We start from the raw sequence: 16,825 nt of genomic DNA, 5'->3' as shown, positions 1-16,825 counted from the left end.
TGTAATTCAAGAGTTTTAATTGTTTGTTGGTTCCAACAAACAATTCTTTCTTCCTTCTTCCTTTTTCCTTCTTCCCTCTTCTCCCTTCTGGATGTATGGTTCACTCAATCAGGCAGCAAAGCCTTAATCTGATTAACAAAATCTTGATGGTCTTGCACAGGTTTAGAGATGAAACCGTCGGCACCGCTTTGCTCCATAAATGTTTCTTGCTCACCGACCATCGGGCTAGCAGCCATCAAAATAATCGGGAGGGAGGCCGTTTGCGGGTCAGCTTTGAGCAGTTGAGCAATCTTAATGCGGTCAGCAGATTTGCTCTCGTCGTACACGAGGCGCGAAACTGACACATCCATTAAAATCAAATCAGCTTCGCCGTTGGCAGCAATCTGCATCACCTCTTCAACATTTTCCGTGTGCTTCACCGCTAAGCTCCCCCGCTTAGTCAAAATTTTGGAAATAACCCGAGCATTAACCAAATCGTCCTCTACAATCAGAACGGTTTTCATAAATAAATATGGGAAGTATAGAAACTTTGTGACTGTAGTCCAAAGAGGAACACGGCACGGGCACTACATTCCCCGTCAAAAATGCAGAGTTTTTAGCGCCATGAGCCGGGAACCCTGCAAAACCGGTATGTATATACTTGCGCCACTAACTCTGAGAGGGTGTACAGATGCCTAGAAGCATCCAGTACCATCATCATTTAGACTACTAGACACATACAGGTTAGTTGTTTTTTATAACTAGACCTGACATTGGCGAGAGTCTCCTGATTCTCAGGTAGCAGGTTTCTAGTTTTTCCTCACTAATTACACATCAGAACACATAAAATTGTGCGATCGGGAGGTCCAAAGGAAGAGTCAGAATTCAAGAAAACTTTGTACTTCAAGAGTTTTAATTGTTTGTTGGTTCCAACAAACAATTCTTTCTTCCTTGTTCGTTGTTCCTTCTTCCTTCTTCTTCCTTCTTGATGTATGGTTCACTCAATCAGGCAGCAAAGCCTTGATCTGATTGACAAAATCTTGATGGTCTACCACAGGTTTAGAGATGTAACCGTCGGCACCGCTTTGATCCAGAAATGTTTCTTTATCACCGGCCATCGCGTGAGCAGTCACCAAAATAATCGGCAGGGAGGCCGTTTGCGGGTCAGCTTTGAGCAGTTGAGTAATCTTAATGCCGTCAACAGATTTGCCCTGGTACACGCTGTGCGAAAGTGACACATCCATTAAAATCAAATCAGCTTCGCCGTTGGCAGCAATCTGCATCACCTCTTCAACATTTTCCGTGTGCTTCACCGCTAAGCTCCCCCGCTTAGTCAAAATTTTGGAAATAACCCGAGCATTAACCAAATCGTCCTCTACAATCAGAACGGTTTTCATAAATAAATATGGGAAGTATAGAAACTTTGTGACTGTAGTCCAAAGAGGAACACGGCACGGGCACTACATTCCCCGTCAAAAATGCAGAGTTTTTAGCGCCATGAGCCGGGAACCCTGCAAAACCGGTATGTATATACTTGAGCCACTAGCTCTGAGAGGGTGTACAGATGCCTAGAAGCATCCAGTACCATCATCATTTAGACTACTACACACATACAGTTTAGTTGTTTTTTATAACTAGACCTGACACTGGCGAGAGTCTCCTGATTCTCAGGTAGCATGTTTCTCGTACAATCCTGGACGCCTGGACGACGCCTCGAAACCGGGTTTTTGATCGTTTCGGGGGGTTATAACAAAGTATTGCTATGAAAAAACTCGGTTTTTGACTACCAGTGCGTCCACGACTATAGTATCCTCTCTTTCGGTCAAGCCTCCGGCTTCTACCATTTTAGATTTTAGATTTTAGATTTTAGATGGGGACTTACTGGATATGGGTTTGGAGTACGGACCTACAGTTGCATTCTTGTTTGAAACTGGTATTAGAGTCGGCGAGGTGTGACAATTAATTTCTTTCCTGCTCTTAGAATCAAGCCATGTTTATTCACATAGTCCCGCCGCAGCATGCGGAGTAGCGAATCTAGCGGGGTTGTTGGAGATTCCTAATTCTCAGTTTTGACCGATCGTCGAGACTGCTTAAAATATCGACGCTTCGGTTCATCCAGCGTTTGTCAGACTAGGAAAGGTCGCCAGGAGAGCTTTTGACTGCTGAATTCTTCAATGTCGGCATTTTTGACACTCTCAGCGAGTTACCGCGACGCTCGATTCTTTAATAGCCCCAAAATTGGACTTCACTCGCAATCCAAGGGTGTCTACAAGCTCTACACAAGTACCAGTACAAGAGGTATTGCAATTGCGCTTACTTTTATTTTTAATCCTTTCGGAGTCCTTCAGGCTTGCCAAAATACGGTACGATCCCTCTTCTACCCTTGCTGATTGCTCCACGCTACGGCTGTACCGAGACGAGAGCAATCAGCTTTTTTTCCTGAATAGAATATTTTTTCGCGTAGAGGGTTATTCCTAATTACAAATAAATTCTATCATAGATTGGCGGGGACTTTAGTCCCTAGTGACGCTTTCCTAGGAACGGCTAAAGCCTCACTACGTTCTGAGCTTCTGGCATTCCGTGTTCTCCTGTGAATCAACCTTCTCAGGGCTGAAGGTAAATAGACAGGTAGGCGCAAATGAAGGCAACATAGAGGTTAGGGTAAGAGTGGAGAGTAAGAGGCAAGTGTTGCCCGTCTTCGGCACTCTGATTCTGCTTTCACAAGTTAAGTTTATTTTTATTCTCCAACAGGGCGCTGGGACCGAAATTTCGGTTCGCCTGTGGCAAACGCTTTTCACTCGAGGCAGGCAACCTCGGCATTATTGACAGAGGCTGTCTTCACTCAGGAATTAACGGACACAAGGACTCATGGCTAAACAACTCAACCTACTTTCCGGGCAAGTAATTTCTACGGCTCTGCACGCCGAGATGCAGCAATCGTACCTCGAATATGCCATGAGTGTGATCGTCGGGCGAGCTTTGCCTGATGTCCGCGACGGTTTAAAACCGGTTCACCGTCGAATTTTGTACGCGATGCACGAACTCGGTCTGACGCCAGACCGACCTTACCGCAAGTGCGCCCGGGTCGTCGGAGATGTTTTGGGAAAATATCACCCCCACGGCGACCAATCGGTTTACGACGCTCTGGTGCGCATGGTTCAGGAGTTTTCGAGCCGCTATCCTTTGCTGGCGGGTCACGGCAATTTCGGCTCGGTGGACAATGATCCGGCGGCTGCTATGCGCTATACGGAAACTAGGCTGGCACCGATCGCCCACGAAGCGATGCTTACCCAAGTCGGCGATGCAACTGTTGATTTTACTGCTAACTTTGACAGTTCGCAGCAGGAACCGACGGCGCTGCCTGCTCAGCTGCCGTTTCTGGTACTCAACGGCTGTGCTGGCATTGCTGTGGGCATGGCAACTAATATCCCGCCACACAATTTGGGCGAGGTGGTAGACGGTTTAATTGCTTTGATTGAAAACCCGGAACTCTCGGACGAGAAGTTGCTGCAACTGATTCCTGGTCCTGATTTCCCGACCGGGGGAGAAATCGTCGCTACAGAGGGCATTGTTGATGCCTACACTAAGGGTAAAGGTAGCATTTCGGTGAGGGGTGTGGCGGGGGTAGAAGAGGTGCCTGGGAATCGCAAGGTGCGCAGTAAAACGGCGATCGTCGTGACCGAGTTTCCGTTTCAGGTAAATAAGGCGGCTTGGATTGAAAAGGTGGCGGAGTTGGTTAATGCCGGCCGACTCGATGGTATTGCTGATTTGCGCGATGAGAGCGATCGCGAAGGCATTCGAGTTGTGATTGAACTCAAGCGGGAATTTACCCCAGAAGCGGTTCTGGCTCGTCTTTATCAACAAACAGACCTACAAACAAATTTTGGCGCGATTTTGCTGGCAATTGTCAACGGTCAACCCCGACAGTTGACGCTGAGACAATTGTTGCAGGAATTTCTGGATTTCCGGGAAGTGACTCTTACCCGCCGCTACAATTACGAGTTGCAGGCTGCGGAACGCCGCTGTCACATTGTCCAAGGCTTAATGTTGGCTTTGACAAATCTCGATGCTGCCATCGACATTCTCAGAAATTCTCCTGACGGTACTACTGCTAAGCAAACTTTGCAAGTTCGCCTCAATTTGAGCGAAAGTCAAGCTGATGCGATTTTGGCGATGCCGATGCGTCGGCTGACGGGTTTGGAAAGGCAAAATTTGCAGTCTGAGTTTGATGAGTTGATAGCGAATATTCAAGAATTGCAGCGGTTGTTGAGTGACAGGCGGGAACTTTTGAAGGCTTTGAAGAAGGAATTTCGATCGCTCAAACGCAAGTACGCTGACGAACGCCGCACTAAATTCGTCAATGGGGCAGCGGGACGCGCCCCAAACGCCGAACCACAAGTTTCAAGTAAGAAAAATTCTGCACTGAAGCCGTTGTCGGCAGCAACCGTTGCCCCTAACTTGTTGCCCTCAAAAGAGGCAGAGGAAACTCTTGTTGAATTTACGCACAAGCAGTACGTGCGGCGCCGGGCGGCGGGGGAACGTCCGCGCTCGTCGAAAAGTCGCGAAAAATCAGTTTCAGCTTTAGAAAAAAATGAAGATTTTATTGTGACCGCAAAGCTGACAAAAACCGATCGCACTGTGGTCGTCTTAACTCCTAACGGCAAAGCTTACCCGCTGAAAGTAGCTGATATTCCTACAATTAACGGCAAAGACCGGGGAACGCCGATCGTCAGTTTGTTGTCGCCGAGTGCTACTAAAGAAAGTGCCGGTTCGGCTTTGTCGGAAATCACAGTCGCACACTTTATTTTGCCGGAAAATTCGGAGGCGGCGGATTTAGTAACTCTGACTCAGCAAGGCAAAATTAAGCGCTTGCCGATGCAGGAATTTGCTGATTTGACTAATCGCGGCGTTACTGTTGTTAAACTCAAGGAGGACGATCGCCTGCGCTGCGCGAGTCTGGGTAAAGTCGGCGAGCAAGTGGCGATCGCAACTTCTGGAGGTCGAGTCCTCCGGTTTGATATCGATGAAGAACAACTGCCACCAATGGGCCGCACCGCCCAGGGTTTTCAAGTAACCAGGTTGCGGAAGCAGGAACAGTTGGTGGGTTGCATCACTCTCGACCCGGACGACAGTCTGGTGCTATTTTCCGAGTTGGGTTGGGCAAAACGAATGCCTGCAGGTTCTGTCAGACTTACTAACCGCGGCGAAATTGGCACTCAAGCTTTTCGCTTCGCAGAGCCTAAAGATGCTTTAGTTGGCTTGCTGCGCGCTGTTCCTGATACGGATGTTAAACTTTTAACTAATTCTGGCCGTCTACTGCGCTCGGCTACTGATGCTATAGCTTTTTGGGGGAAAGATGCTGCAGGCGATCGAGTTTTTGACCTCAATCCGGGTGAAAAAATTATCAAAGTTATGAGCAGTCAATAGTCATTGGGCATTGGGCATTGGCCCGCGCAGGGCATTGAGCATTGGGCATTGGGAATTAATCTGATTTCTGACCTCTGACTTCTGAATTCAACATCAATTCGTTAAATCATTTAAATCCTGTATACTGCTCGTTGCCGAACTTCCTCCTTCCTGGAATACCCCAATTACCAATGCCCCCTACCCCATACCCATGCCCAATCTAAAATCTAAAATCTAAAATCTAAAATTGTTTGATGGCGCAAGTTGTATTAGAAAATATCTACAAAAGTTTTCCGCTCCGCCAAGGAGAACAGGAAAAAGAAGCAAACAGCGTCGCCGAAAGTGTCTCGCCTGTGGCCGATCGCCCTTTGTCTAACAGCGTTTTGCGACGCATTAACCTGACGGTCGAAGACGGCGAGTTCATGGTGCTGGTGGGGCCTTCGGGCTGCGGAAAAAGCACTTTGCTGCGATCGATCGCTGGTTTGGAAGTCTTGACGGCCGGCAATATTTGGGTGGGCGATCGGCTGGTTAACGATTTGCCTCCTAAAGACCGAGATATCGCTATGGTATTTCAAAATTATGCTCTCTATCCTCACTTAACAGTTTACGATAATCTCGCCTTTGGATTGCGACGCTCGGAAAGGGAGAAAGAAGAAGGAAGAAGGAAGAAGGAAGAAGGAAGAAGGAAGAAGGAAGAAGGAAGAAGGGGGAAGATACAAGGAGAAGAAGGAAGCATCCAGAATATAGAAAAAATTAGGAATAAGGTAGAAGATCTTATTAATTATTTAGCTTCTAATTCTTTTAAAAATCATCTAGTTTATCCTTTGTTTGAGGACTTTTTAGGAGGAGCAACTCGCAAGTTTCCTCCGGGTTTGCGCTATTTGTCGGAACGGGAAAAGGCAGTAGGAAAACGAGTGCGGGAGGTAGCTGAATTATTGCAAATAGAATCTCTTTTACATCGCTTGCCGAAACAACTTTCCGGAGGGCAAAAGCAGCGGGTAGCTTTGGGTAGGGCGATGGCTCGAAATCCTGAAGTTTTTTTGATGGACGAACCGCTATCGAATCTTGATGCGAAATTGAGGGCCGAAACTCGATCGCAAATTGTACAGTTGCAGCGACAGTTGGGAACTACAACTATTTATGTAACTCACGACCAAACTGAGGCGATGACTATGGGCGATCGGATTGCTATTATGAAGGTCGGCCAGCTTCAGCAAGTAGCTCAACCTCTAGAGCTTTACAACAAGCCGGCTAATCTGTTTGTGGCTGAGTTTATCGGTTCTCCGCCGATGAATTTTTTGTCGGTGCAATTTACTGCCCCGCTGTTGATTTATCACCCGCAATTTCGCTTTACTTTACCCGATATTTGGGCAAAAAGTCTACAACAATATGACGGACGAGGGCTAATTTTGGGCATTCGGCCGGAACATCTGAGCATTCACCCCCCTGCTACGAAAAATCTTTCGGTACAAGTGGAAATTGTAGAGGCTCTGGGACACGAAACTTATTTGCGGGTCTGTTTGACGGATGCTCCGGCCGTGCGGATGCAAGTGCGGGTTCCTCCTGAGCGATCGGTCCGAGTTGGCGAGGAGCTTTGGTTGGCCATCGCCCATGACAAGATTCACTTGTTTGACCCCGATACCGAGTTGGCTATTTTTCCTCGTTAGGCAAAATCATCAAGGTCGATCGACCCTTGTGACCGATATCATGGTACACAAGCTTGCACTTTTTTCAAGTCACTGTTATATTTATTTACATAAGCCTTACAAAAGTTAACGAAAGGAGTTCGCACTATGCAAGAACAAAAACGCAACGCTTGGAACTGGGGCTTCAGCGAAGGAGCCGAAAATTGGAACGGTCGTTTGGCGATGATTGGTTTCTCTGCCGCTGTCATCATCGAATTGGTTTCCGGTCAAGGCGTGCTTCACTTTTGGGGCCTGATCTAATTTTTTAGTTAAGACTTTTGTGACACTGCAAAGCTTGGGAGTTCCGTTACGGACTCCCAACATTTTGGCAGAGCAATTTGGGCAGCAAACAGCAATTGCTCCGCGCAGTTAGCCGCACAAAATTTAACAGCTATAGTTCAAACCGGGGGCGGGGAGTTCCCCACCCCAAAAAAAGAGTGCGAATCACTCTTTTGGGTGATGCTAGAAAATTACTCTAGCGGATATATTCTTTCAAGATGCTGTTCCGGTTGGGATGGCGCAACTTACGCAGGGCTTTAGCCTCGATTTGGCGAATCCGCTCGCGGGTGACGTTAAAGATTTGACCAATTTCCTCCAAGGTCTTCATCCGTCCGTCATCTAAGCCGTAACGCAGCCGCAATACATCCCGTTCTCGGGGGCTGAGAGTATCCAAAACGCTTTCCAAGTCTTCCCTGAGCAAGTTTTTCGAGACTTGATCTTCTGGCGTTTCCCCGTCAGATTCAATAAAGTCTCCCAGACGCGAGTCTTCCTCTTTGCCGATCGGAGTTTCTAGAGAGATGGGCAACTGTGCGGACTTAGCAATGAACCGCAACTTCTCGATCGTCATTTCCATGCGGGTAGCAATTTCTTCTTCCGTAGGCTTGCGACCCATTTCCTGAGACAGTAGCTTGGTAGTTTTCTTAATCCGCGAGATGGTTTCGTAAAGGTGAACCGGCAGGCGGATAGTGCGGGATTGGTCGGCGATTGCCCTAGTGATGGCTTGACGTATCCACCAAGTTGCGTAGGTAGAAAACTTGTAGCCTTTTTCGTGATCGAATTTTTCAGCGGCCCGGATCAGACCCAAAGAGCCTTCCTGAATCAAATCTTGGAAAGACAAACCGCGATTCATGTATTTTTTGGCGATCGATACCACCAAACGCAGGTTTGATTGCACCATTTTCTCCTTGGCGCGCCGACCGACGTGGAGTCGGTGACGGAATGCAGGGAGTGCCATATCTACAGCATTAGCCCATTCGCTGTCTTTAGGTTCGCGGTCTAACTCTTCGAGCAGTTGTTCTCGAACTCGCTCTAATTCCAGCAAATCTGCAATCTTGCGCGCTAGTTCAATCTCTTCGTCAGCTCGCAGCAGTCGAATCCGACCGATTTCTTGCAGGTAAAGACGAATAGAGTCTTCAGTATAATGCTTTTTCTTAGCCTGTGCCCGACGGCGGGCTTTGGCGCCTTTGCCAGATTTAGTGTCCTCCTCAGATTGAGAGTCTAAGAATTCTTCTCGATCGTCTTCTTCGTCGATAAAGAGTTCCAACTCGCTCTCAGGTAGAACGCTTTCGGCGGTCCGAAGCAACTCGATTGTTTCCATTTCGGGTGTGATTGTGTTTTCGAGTACGGTGTTAGCCTGGATCATGCCGTCTTCCTCATGCTCCTGAATTAAAGAATAAATAACAGTGGAATAGTGTCTGTTTGTAGTTTAGACAAGTTAGCCAGTATTGACATTCCCGCAGGAAAAAATAGTGGGATTTTCTGTCTGCTAGCTGAATCTGTTACCGAAACTGCACCAGTTTTATGAGTCAAAGTTCGAGTTCGCGTTTGAAGCCGCGATCGCATTCAATCGATCGCAAAATTTAACATCGCGACTTGGGATTGAGCCTGCGGCTTTTTCTTTCGGAGCGAGTTACCACATCATCTGCGATACCTTGCCCCCAGAAGCAAACCATGAAATGCGAGCGACCGCACCTCAAAAAATACTGGCTTTTTAACTCGGTACTTTGATCTTTTACCCGTACAAGTTTTCCGGCACGGAGCCCTCTAACTTTTGTGTTCGAGGTGTCGAACTTTTGATTCGCCTAGTGCTTTACTCTGGTTGTCAGACATGACAGTTGCACCGCAAATTTTCGCCATTTTGGATGCGGATCTGCTGCTTCAAATGCAACAGCATAGGGTCGAAGCACCAAACCGGGAGAATCGGATCTTGCAAAGACCTTCCCGATTGTAGCCTTTCTCACAAAAAATGGAAGTTGTTTTCCATTGTTTGCCAAGAACTAGGAAAACTCTGTCAGCTTAGCTTGACAATAGGGACTCGTGTCTCGATCTGCTAAATCCTGAGAACTGCCCGCAAAAACTTTCGCACGATCAAACGGCGCTGTTTTCTGCGCATATCTGGGTGAACGGCTGCGGCGTAGTTGGCCAGACAGTTAGCAGACAGTTTTTGACTTGCCGGAATTGGGACCAATACAATCCGTGTAGATACACCCATCATTACCCTGTTTCCCTGAATTGAATCATACGCAATCTGCGATTGAATAAAGCTCGTAGCTTTAGTTTTAAGCCGGCAACTCTGGATTAGAAACCGACTCTGACCCCAAATGAAGCGTTGCGGGTTGAGTTGTGCAACAGGGGCTTTCTTTGTTAAGTTAGCTCAATTTTCAGAAATTGGGTTTAATTTTGACGTTAAATCACATTAAGTTCTTAACGTCACTTTCTTATTTAAGCAGTTCGACACGAGTTTGTCGCGTCATCCGCAAAAACCACCCGGATAAATTCTACTGAGAATTAACCCACCGCGCAACTCTCGGCTGCCAACTGCTCTAAAATTTGTTGGCTTTGAGCTCGCACTTGGGCTCTGGCACTGTGTCACAAAAAACACAATTCGCCATCTTCCCGAAGTATAACTTCACGGTTCCTTTAAATATATCGTGACAGTGTGAAGATTCGATAAAGCCCTTCAATCAATTTGAGGTAGCATTCCCGAATTGTCTTGATAATTTCCAGCAGACGGAACAAAAGCCACAGCGGGCGTTGCTGCAACTTCCGACCGATGATAACTCTGCAAGGGAAGAAAAATTTACCCAGTTAGCGATGTGCTTGCTATTGTTGGAGAAAGCATAAGCTGCAGGATGCGCTTCAAGATGTGGAGGGGTAGGACGCTGGTGCGATCGCTCAAAGTTTTGTTACATTTATTTACAGCGTGTCCTCCGAAAGCGCGGCTCTAGGTTTGAGATCTAAATCATCGATCGTGCTCCTAGCTTAGCAAGGACGAGAGCGAAAATTGTCTATAAAGTTGATTATACCTGCTTACTATCGATGATTTCTAATAAACCTTGATAAAATACTTGGAAGCTTTTAGAGCGATTTGATTCAGGATTCATATATTTAGAAATTTCGCTAGAGGCTTTCAGTTTTTGTAGTCCTCCCAGATGATATCCAGCTTTTTGCAGGACTCTTTCCAAAGCCTCCCATGTACCCCCTTTAATAGCATCGGGGTCGCGATACCCTTTTTGTTTAGCTAAATTGGCAGAGACTTTAGGATAAGCTTGGCAAATTGCTTCAACATCGCCGAAAAACCACGCTTCTAATTCTTCAACTACAATTCGATTTAAGACTTGAAATGATTTATCTTTTTGACAGGAAGATTTAGGGATTAATCCGGCTAATATTGCCATATCTTCTAGTTGCTTTTTTAATTTAAGACAATCTTCTCGATCTTCATCTATTAAAACAACAATTTTCCAATCTGGGGGAAGCGATGGTTGATAACCTTTCAAACGATTAGGCACTTTCTTAAAAAATTCATCTTTTCCTCCATAACCATGAATGTTAGAGGTAACATTTGATGGCAATATTTTCGGCAAAAGCTCGGCCAAAGCTAATTCTAGGGATGGTTCTCCCACAAAAAAAACAAGAGGCAAAGTGCTCACCTTCTCTTTATTTTCAGTTTAAAATTTTTGCGGTGCACCCGCATTTTTAAGCGGATTTCCCACATCAAAGAAATCTTCCATCCATAGCGAACCCAGTAATGCACCGTGTTCCATAAATTGTTTGACTCTCTGCATATCTGCGGTTCTTTTTGCTTGAGTAAAACCTTTTTCATCTCGATATAATACCCACAATTCCTCTGGCTTCAAACTATCCACAAAAAAAGGAGAATGGGTTGTCACCATTAATTGAGTATTAGCAGAAGCAGCACGACATTCTTCTGCTATATGGGGCAACAAGCGCGGATGTAGATGATTTTCTGGTTCTTCTATTCCTACTAATTGGGGGGGACTAGGATCGTATAAGACTGTTAGATAAGCTAATAGTTTTAACGTACCATCCGAGGCAAATTTTGCCAGAATTGGATGAGAAAAAGGAGCATCTTTAATTTCCAACAAAAGTCGGCCATCCTGCATGATTGAGGCTTCGACTTTTTCGAGGCGTGGAATACGAACGGAAAGGGTTTTTAATATTTCTTCTAACCGTTGGGGATGTTGTTCTTTTAGGTATTGGATAACATTTGGTAAATTATCCCCTGTGGCGGACAATCTTTCCTGTGCACCTGCTTCGGTAAGGCTGCGGGTATGATCTGCAGTTAAATATGATAAATACCAGCCTGTAATAAAACGTCTTAATGCGCTAACACGGGGATGTTTGGCAAATTGTCCTAATGTATTTACTGCTAAAAATTCCGATGATTCTAGTTTTTCGGTTATCCTTTCGCCTTCTTCATCAGGACTTTCGCCACTAATGACTTGTCCTTCCCCTTTTTTGAAGTCTAAAAAACGAAAGGGTTTTCCTTTTCCCGATTGTCCGCGTCGCCAATGCAACCATTCTTCAGCAATGAAGGGACGATTATTTTCTTCATCTATAGCGAGATGATAGGTAATTAAAGGCGATGCGGATGTCTCTCGATATTTTAATTCAATGATAATGCAGCCTTCGCTGTCTCTGGTGCGTAATTCTCGAAATCTGCCCCGTCTATCCCAGGCTTTTCTGAGGCTTTCGGTAAAACATTCGGATAGGAAAGCGAAAACATCAAAAATAGTTGACTTTCCGCTACCGTTGGGACCTAAGAATACAGTTAAGGGGGTGAGATGTTTGAGTTCAAGATTGTGCAAAGCACGGTAATTTTGGACTTTGAGATATTCTATACGGGGAATATTTTTCATCATTTCACCTCCTCACTTATAATCTCGGTTTTTTTGAGCCTAATTTCTCCACTGATTGATTGACTCCGGAAGCAATTAAATAATACCTATTTAACGAACCGCGAAGACGCGAAGTGCGCGAAGGAAGAATAGAGAAGAAGAAGAAAAAACTAAAGTCCTGGCGGCGAACTTAATTTGACCGCGAGCCAAATTACTGCTGATTCCGCAGGCGAGGGTTCACAAATTCGTTTAATCCTTCCCCCACCAAAGATAGTCCCACTACCATTAAAGTCATTGCCAAACCGGGAAACAAAGCTGTCCACCAAATGCCAGTAGGTAGCGCATCTAAAGCTAAACGCAAGTCGTGTCCCCATTCGGGAGTTGTTTCGGGAAGCCCTAATCCGAGAAATCCTAAACCTCCTAATGTTAATATTGCATCGGCAGCGTTGAGCGCAAACAGCACAGGTACGCTCTGAATCACATTCAGAAACAGGTAGCGCGAAAGCACGGTCCAAGTGTCAGCGCCCATTGCTCGGGCGGCTTCGACAAATAATTCGGTTTTGACGCTGGCGGTGTGATTCCTGACGACGCGGTAGTATTGAGGGATGTAGGAAATGCTCAGGGCGATCGCAGCATTCAAAACTCCTTTTCCCACTACAAACGCTAGGGTCAAAGAAAGCAGCAGCCCCGGCAAAGTATAAATTGTATCCATTAAAAATAACAACACTCGATCGAGCTTACCGCCCAAATAACCGCTAACCAGACCCAGCGGCACACCAATAAACAAACTCAAAGATGTTGCTAAAATCACCACTTGCCAAGCGGCCCGAGAAGCAAACAGCGTGCGGGAAAACACATCGTAGCCGCTGCGGGTAGTACCAAACCAATAATTCGCCGACGGCGGTTCGTGGATGGGGTTAATCAAAGCATCGGTAGGATTTTGCAGCCATCCCCAAGCTTGCATAGCTGGAGACAAGGTGGCTACCAGTATAAACACGGCAGTTATTGTCAAACCTGCCCACATCATTTTCATGGACAGGCTTGACGGTGAGGTACTGTTGAGAAATCGCGGCAGTCCGAGGCGGCTTTGAGCCATAACTAATAATTAGTGCGTCAGATTTGTTTTCATCAGCATATCAATATTTACCGGAAACCATAAGAAGACTTTTTAACCGCAGATGAACGCGGATGAACGCAGATAAGATTACATCAGCGTTCATCCACAGATATCTGCGGTTAAAAAGTCTTAGCTAATTTGCCTTCCTACAAATTGCTGGCAATTAACTCGCGGTACTGGCTTTTGGGCTTAACTCCCTTGAGCTCAGCCACCAAATCTTTGTCTTTGAAATACTGAATCGTCGGCGTACCAATCACGCCAGCATTTTCAGCAATTTCTGGATCTTCTTCGATGTCAATTTCCACATAATGGATTTTGCCCTCGAACTCATCTACTACTTTGCTCAAAATTGGCTTGAGACTGTGGCAAGGGCCGCAACTAGGAGAGGCATATTTGACTACAATCAGTCGATCGCTATCGTGGAACAACTTCCGCAAAGCATAACCTCCTTCGTGGCGGGTGTCTTTGATATCAAAGTTCTCGCTGGTTTTGCGCACTTGAGGAGCTTCCGGCGCTGCTGTGGGTTGCTCGGATTCCTGGGTTTGATGGAATTCCTGGGTTAAACCGTTGAGTGAGAGCCAACGTTCTGCCAGCATCGCCCCCATGCAGCCGCTGCCGGCGGCGGTAATTGCTTGGCGAAACTCGTGGTCTTGCACGTCGCCGACGGCGTAAACTCCCTCGACGCTGGTTTCTACCGAACCGTGTTTGGTCACGATATAACCTATTTCGTCGAGTTCTAGCTGACCTTGGAACAGTTGAGTGTTGGGAGTGTGACCGATCGCGTAAAACAATCCTTTCACCAGCAAATCGCTCTCGGCGCCGGTCTCGATATTTCTAATTCTCACCCCGTCCATTTTGCCGCCCGCCTCGCCCAAGATATCCAGTGCTTCGGTGTTCCAGTGCACGGTTATTTTGGGATTGCTCAGCACTCGGTCTTGCATGGCTTTGCTGGCGCGCATCCGATCGCGCCGCACCAGCATGTGTACGTGAGAGCCGTATTTTGTCAAATAAATAGATTCTTCCGCTGCGGTGTCGCCTGCGCCGATTACAGCTAAGTCTACTCCTTTAAAAATTGGGGTAGCGCCGTCGCAAATCGCACAGGCAGAAATGCCGTGACTCCAAAATACGTGTTCGCTAGGCAGCCCCAGCCTTTTCGCCGTCGCACCTGTAGCGATTACTATGGTGTGGGTTTTGATTTCTCTGTCTTCCGATCGCACTGTAAACGGACGCTGGCTCAAATCCACCGAAATTACATCTTCTGTGTATAATTGCGCACCCCAGCGCACTGCTTGAGCTTTCATCCGATCCATGAGTTGGGGCCCGGTGATGCCTTCGGGAAAGCCGGGAAAGTTTTCGACTTCTGTGGTGGTCATCAGTTGACCGCCGGGGACGCCTCCCGTTTGGTAGCCTTCAAAGACTACGGGTTTCAGGTTTGCTCTCCCGGCGTAGATGGCTGCTGTGTAGCCTGCTGGGCCTGAGCCGATAATTACTAGGTTTTCTACGGTTTGGTTGGTCATAGCTATTTAATTAAACTCATAACGACTTCGCTTTACTAATTGTAGCAGAGTTCTAGCTTGGGGTTGATTCGATTATTTATTGGGCGATCGACCATTCTTACTATTTTTGAGGGGAAAAGGGCGATCGGGACAAGTCAAGCGGCTTTGATAAGCAAAAACTATAGAATAGTTATTTTTGTTTTAAATGTTCAATCACTCCCCGACAATTCCCAAAATTACTATCCTTGACTATTGATTCTATTCTCATTTATTTGACGTATTTGCGCCGTTTGAGCTATTATCGGATTTTGATACTCCAGGGGCATTATGACTAATTTTGGCTTTGTAGTCTGAAACCTTTTAAATTCGTAAAATCTACTACTCAGCAAATGTAATGTCTACAAATTTTTATGCAATTTACGCATTTTATGAGTTAAGAATTGTCAGCAAAATTTAGGTCGATTTGACAATTTAGAGTTTTTGTGATATGGCAGGTGCGATGGGGGAATTTTGGATTACTTTTTTTAACCGCAGATGTCGGCGGATTAACGCGGATTAACGCAGATAAGATGGAATTTGGCTTTTTAAACTGGTGGATAAAATTAAGATATTGTTTGTTTGCAGCCGGAATAAGCGGAGAAGTTTGACTGCTGAGAGGATTTGCCGGAAGGTTGGTGGCTACAGTGTGCGATCGGCTGGAACTGAAAAAGGTGCAAGAGTTAGAGTAACTGAGGGTTTGCTGGGCTGGGCGGATTTGATTTTTGTGATGGAGAAGAGGCATGGCGATCGACTTCGCAGCAAATTTCCCGAAAGTCTCAATGGCAAGATTGTTATTTGTCTGCAAATCCCGGACAATTACGAATATATGGAACCTGAGTTAGTCGAGATTTTGGAGGCAAAACTCAGCCGGCATCTGGAAATGTTAGATAAGGAGACAACTTTTATGCAGCGTGTTCTAGAACCGGAGGTTATGGATTCTTGGGAAGAAGCCGTTGAGTACGACTCGATGGATTTTTCTGAGGTGAATGCGGCTTTTGCTAACAGTGCGATCGCCTTGGGGCCGATGTCTGGGAAAATCTTAGATGTGGGGACTGGTACCGCGAGAATCCCGATCGCCATTTGTCAACTGCGTCCGACCTGGGAGTTGACTTGCATTGATTTGTCGCCAAATATGCTGAAAGTTGGCGCAGAAAATGTGTCCGAGGCGGGAGTTGGATTGCAAATTAAGCTGGAACTGATTGATGCTAAAGCTATGCCGTATCCAGACAGTTATTTTGACATGGTGATTTCTAACAGCATTATTCACCATTTGCCCGATCCGCTGCCCTTTTTGCGCGAAGTTAAGCGAGTCTTAAAACCGAACGGAGCAATATTTTTGCGCGATTTATTCCGACCTATGGATGAGGAAATTAAGCATAATTTAGTGGAGATGTATGCGGGAGATTGCAACTCGCATCAGAAACAATTGTTCAGCGATTCGCTGCAAGCGGCTTTTACGCTGCCTGAAGTTGAGATGATGGTGGAAACTGCCGGATTGGAAGGATTGAGGATTTATGAATCTTCAGATAGGCACTGGACGGCAGAGCGAGTTTGGTGCGCGACTGTGTAAAAAAGGGACGATCGCCCGATCAAATTTTATACGCACTATTGCACATTCAAGCTAAATACTTGTCCAATCGCTTCAAAACTCCTAGGACTTACGCATAAATACCAAAGAAACTGGGTTTTTCACGAGTGTTAAAGCCTCAAATGCAGTATTTTGATAAAAAACCCGGTTTCTGCCGACCGGACTAACTGCTCTAGGAGCGATCGCCCGGATCGAACACGACTATTAGGCGATCGGAGGCCAGTAACTGCCGCAAAATGTGGATCTGACCGAAAGCATCCAGGATACAAGCCCCCGGATTCATTCCGAAAGCAGACTCAGGACCGGTGAAATAAAAAACCTGTATCCGATGAAACTTGTCCCCAGAATTTATCCGTAGGGTCAATGCTTCAATC

General features: G+C 46.2%; 12 protein-coding genes. 4 read left to right on the top strand and 8 right to left on the bottom strand.

Annotated features, from left to right (window positions below):
• Positions 1-104: 104 nt before the first annotated feature.
• Positions 105-503, bottom strand: coding sequence for a response regulator (locus QUB56_RS09415; protein ID WP_332954885.1), 399 nt, complete (start codon positions 501-503; stop codon positions 105-107).
• Between the two features lie 477 nt (positions 504-980).
• A complete protein-coding gene (locus QUB56_RS09410; RefSeq protein WP_332954884.1) occupies positions 981-1,376 on the bottom strand; it encodes a response regulator in 396 nt (131 codons plus the stop codon).
• Positions 1,377-2,847: 1,471 nt separating this feature from the next.
• Between QUB56_RS09410 and QUB56_RS09405 the strand changes: the two genes are divergently transcribed.
• The 3 genes from QUB56_RS09405 (at position 2,848) to QUB56_RS09395 (ending at position 7,331) form a co-directional block, all read left to right on the top strand.
• Positions 2,848-5,406, top strand: coding sequence for a DNA topoisomerase (ATP-hydrolyzing) (locus QUB56_RS09405; protein WP_332954883.1), 2,559 nt, complete (start codon positions 2,848-2,850; stop codon positions 5,404-5,406).
• 233 nt (positions 5,407-5,639) lie between these two features.
• Positions 5,640-7,052, top strand: coding sequence for an ATP-binding cassette domain-containing protein (locus tag QUB56_RS09400; RefSeq protein WP_332954882.1), 1,413 nt, complete (start codon positions 5,640-5,642; stop codon positions 7,050-7,052).
• 126 nt (positions 7,053-7,178) lie between these two features.
• Positions 7,179-7,331 (top strand): chlorophyll A-B binding protein, encoded by a 153-nt coding sequence (locus tag QUB56_RS09395; RefSeq protein ID WP_332954881.1) that lies wholly within the window; start codon positions 7,179-7,181, stop codon positions 7,329-7,331.
• A gap of 214 nt (positions 7,332-7,545) precedes the next feature.
• Here the strand turns inward: QUB56_RS09395 and rpoD are convergent, their stop codons facing one another.
• The 5 genes from rpoD to trxB all read right to left on the bottom strand — a co-directional run bounded on the left by rpoD (position 7,546) and on the right by trxB (position 14,845).
• Positions 7,546-8,712 (bottom strand): RNA polymerase sigma factor RpoD, encoded by a 1,167-nt coding sequence (gene rpoD, locus QUB56_RS09390; RefSeq protein ID WP_332954880.1) that lies wholly within the window; start codon positions 8,710-8,712, stop codon positions 7,546-7,548.
• A 1,657-nt stretch (positions 8,713-10,369) separates the two neighbouring features.
• Positions 10,370-10,975: a DUF4276 family protein gene (locus QUB56_RS09385; RefSeq protein WP_332954903.1), complete on the bottom strand. Its 606-nt coding sequence runs from the start codon at positions 10,973-10,975 to the stop codon at positions 10,370-10,372.
• Between the two features lie 45 nt (positions 10,976-11,020).
• Positions 11,021-12,235, bottom strand: a complete 1,215-nt coding sequence (locus QUB56_RS09380; RefSeq protein ID WP_332954879.1) for an AAA family ATPase — start codon at positions 12,233-12,235, stop codon at positions 11,021-11,023.
• A gap of 187 nt (positions 12,236-12,422) precedes the next feature.
• Positions 12,423-13,307, bottom strand: a complete 885-nt coding sequence (locus QUB56_RS09375) for an ABC transporter permease (RefSeq protein ID WP_332954878.1) — start codon at positions 13,305-13,307, stop codon at positions 12,423-12,425.
• A gap of 167 nt (positions 13,308-13,474) precedes the next feature.
• Positions 13,475-14,845, bottom strand: a complete 1,371-nt coding sequence (gene trxB / locus QUB56_RS09370; RefSeq protein ID WP_332954877.1) for a thioredoxin-disulfide reductase — start codon at positions 14,843-14,845, stop codon at positions 13,475-13,477.
• Between the two features lie 571 nt (positions 14,846-15,416).
• Here trxB and QUB56_RS09365 point away from each other — a divergent pair.
• Positions 15,417-16,433: a methyltransferase domain-containing protein gene (locus QUB56_RS09365; RefSeq protein ID WP_332954876.1), complete on the top strand. Its 1,017-nt coding sequence runs from the start codon at positions 15,417-15,419 to the stop codon at positions 16,431-16,433.
• A gap of 190 nt (positions 16,434-16,623) precedes the next feature.
• Here the strand turns inward: QUB56_RS09365 and QUB56_RS09360 are convergent, their stop codons facing one another.
• Entirely contained in the window at positions 16,624-16,815 is a 192-nt protein-coding gene (locus QUB56_RS09360; protein WP_332954875.1) for a hypothetical protein, read from the bottom strand.
• Between the last annotated feature and the right edge of the window lie 10 nt (positions 16,816-16,825).

This window comes from Microcoleus sp. AR_TQ3_B6, from assembly GCF_036702785.1.
Classification (GTDB): Bacteria; Cyanobacteriota; Cyanobacteriia; order Cyanobacteriales; family Microcoleaceae; genus Microcoleus.
Note: the sequence above shows the minus strand (reverse complement) of the source record. Positions and strands in the feature narration are given on the sequence as shown.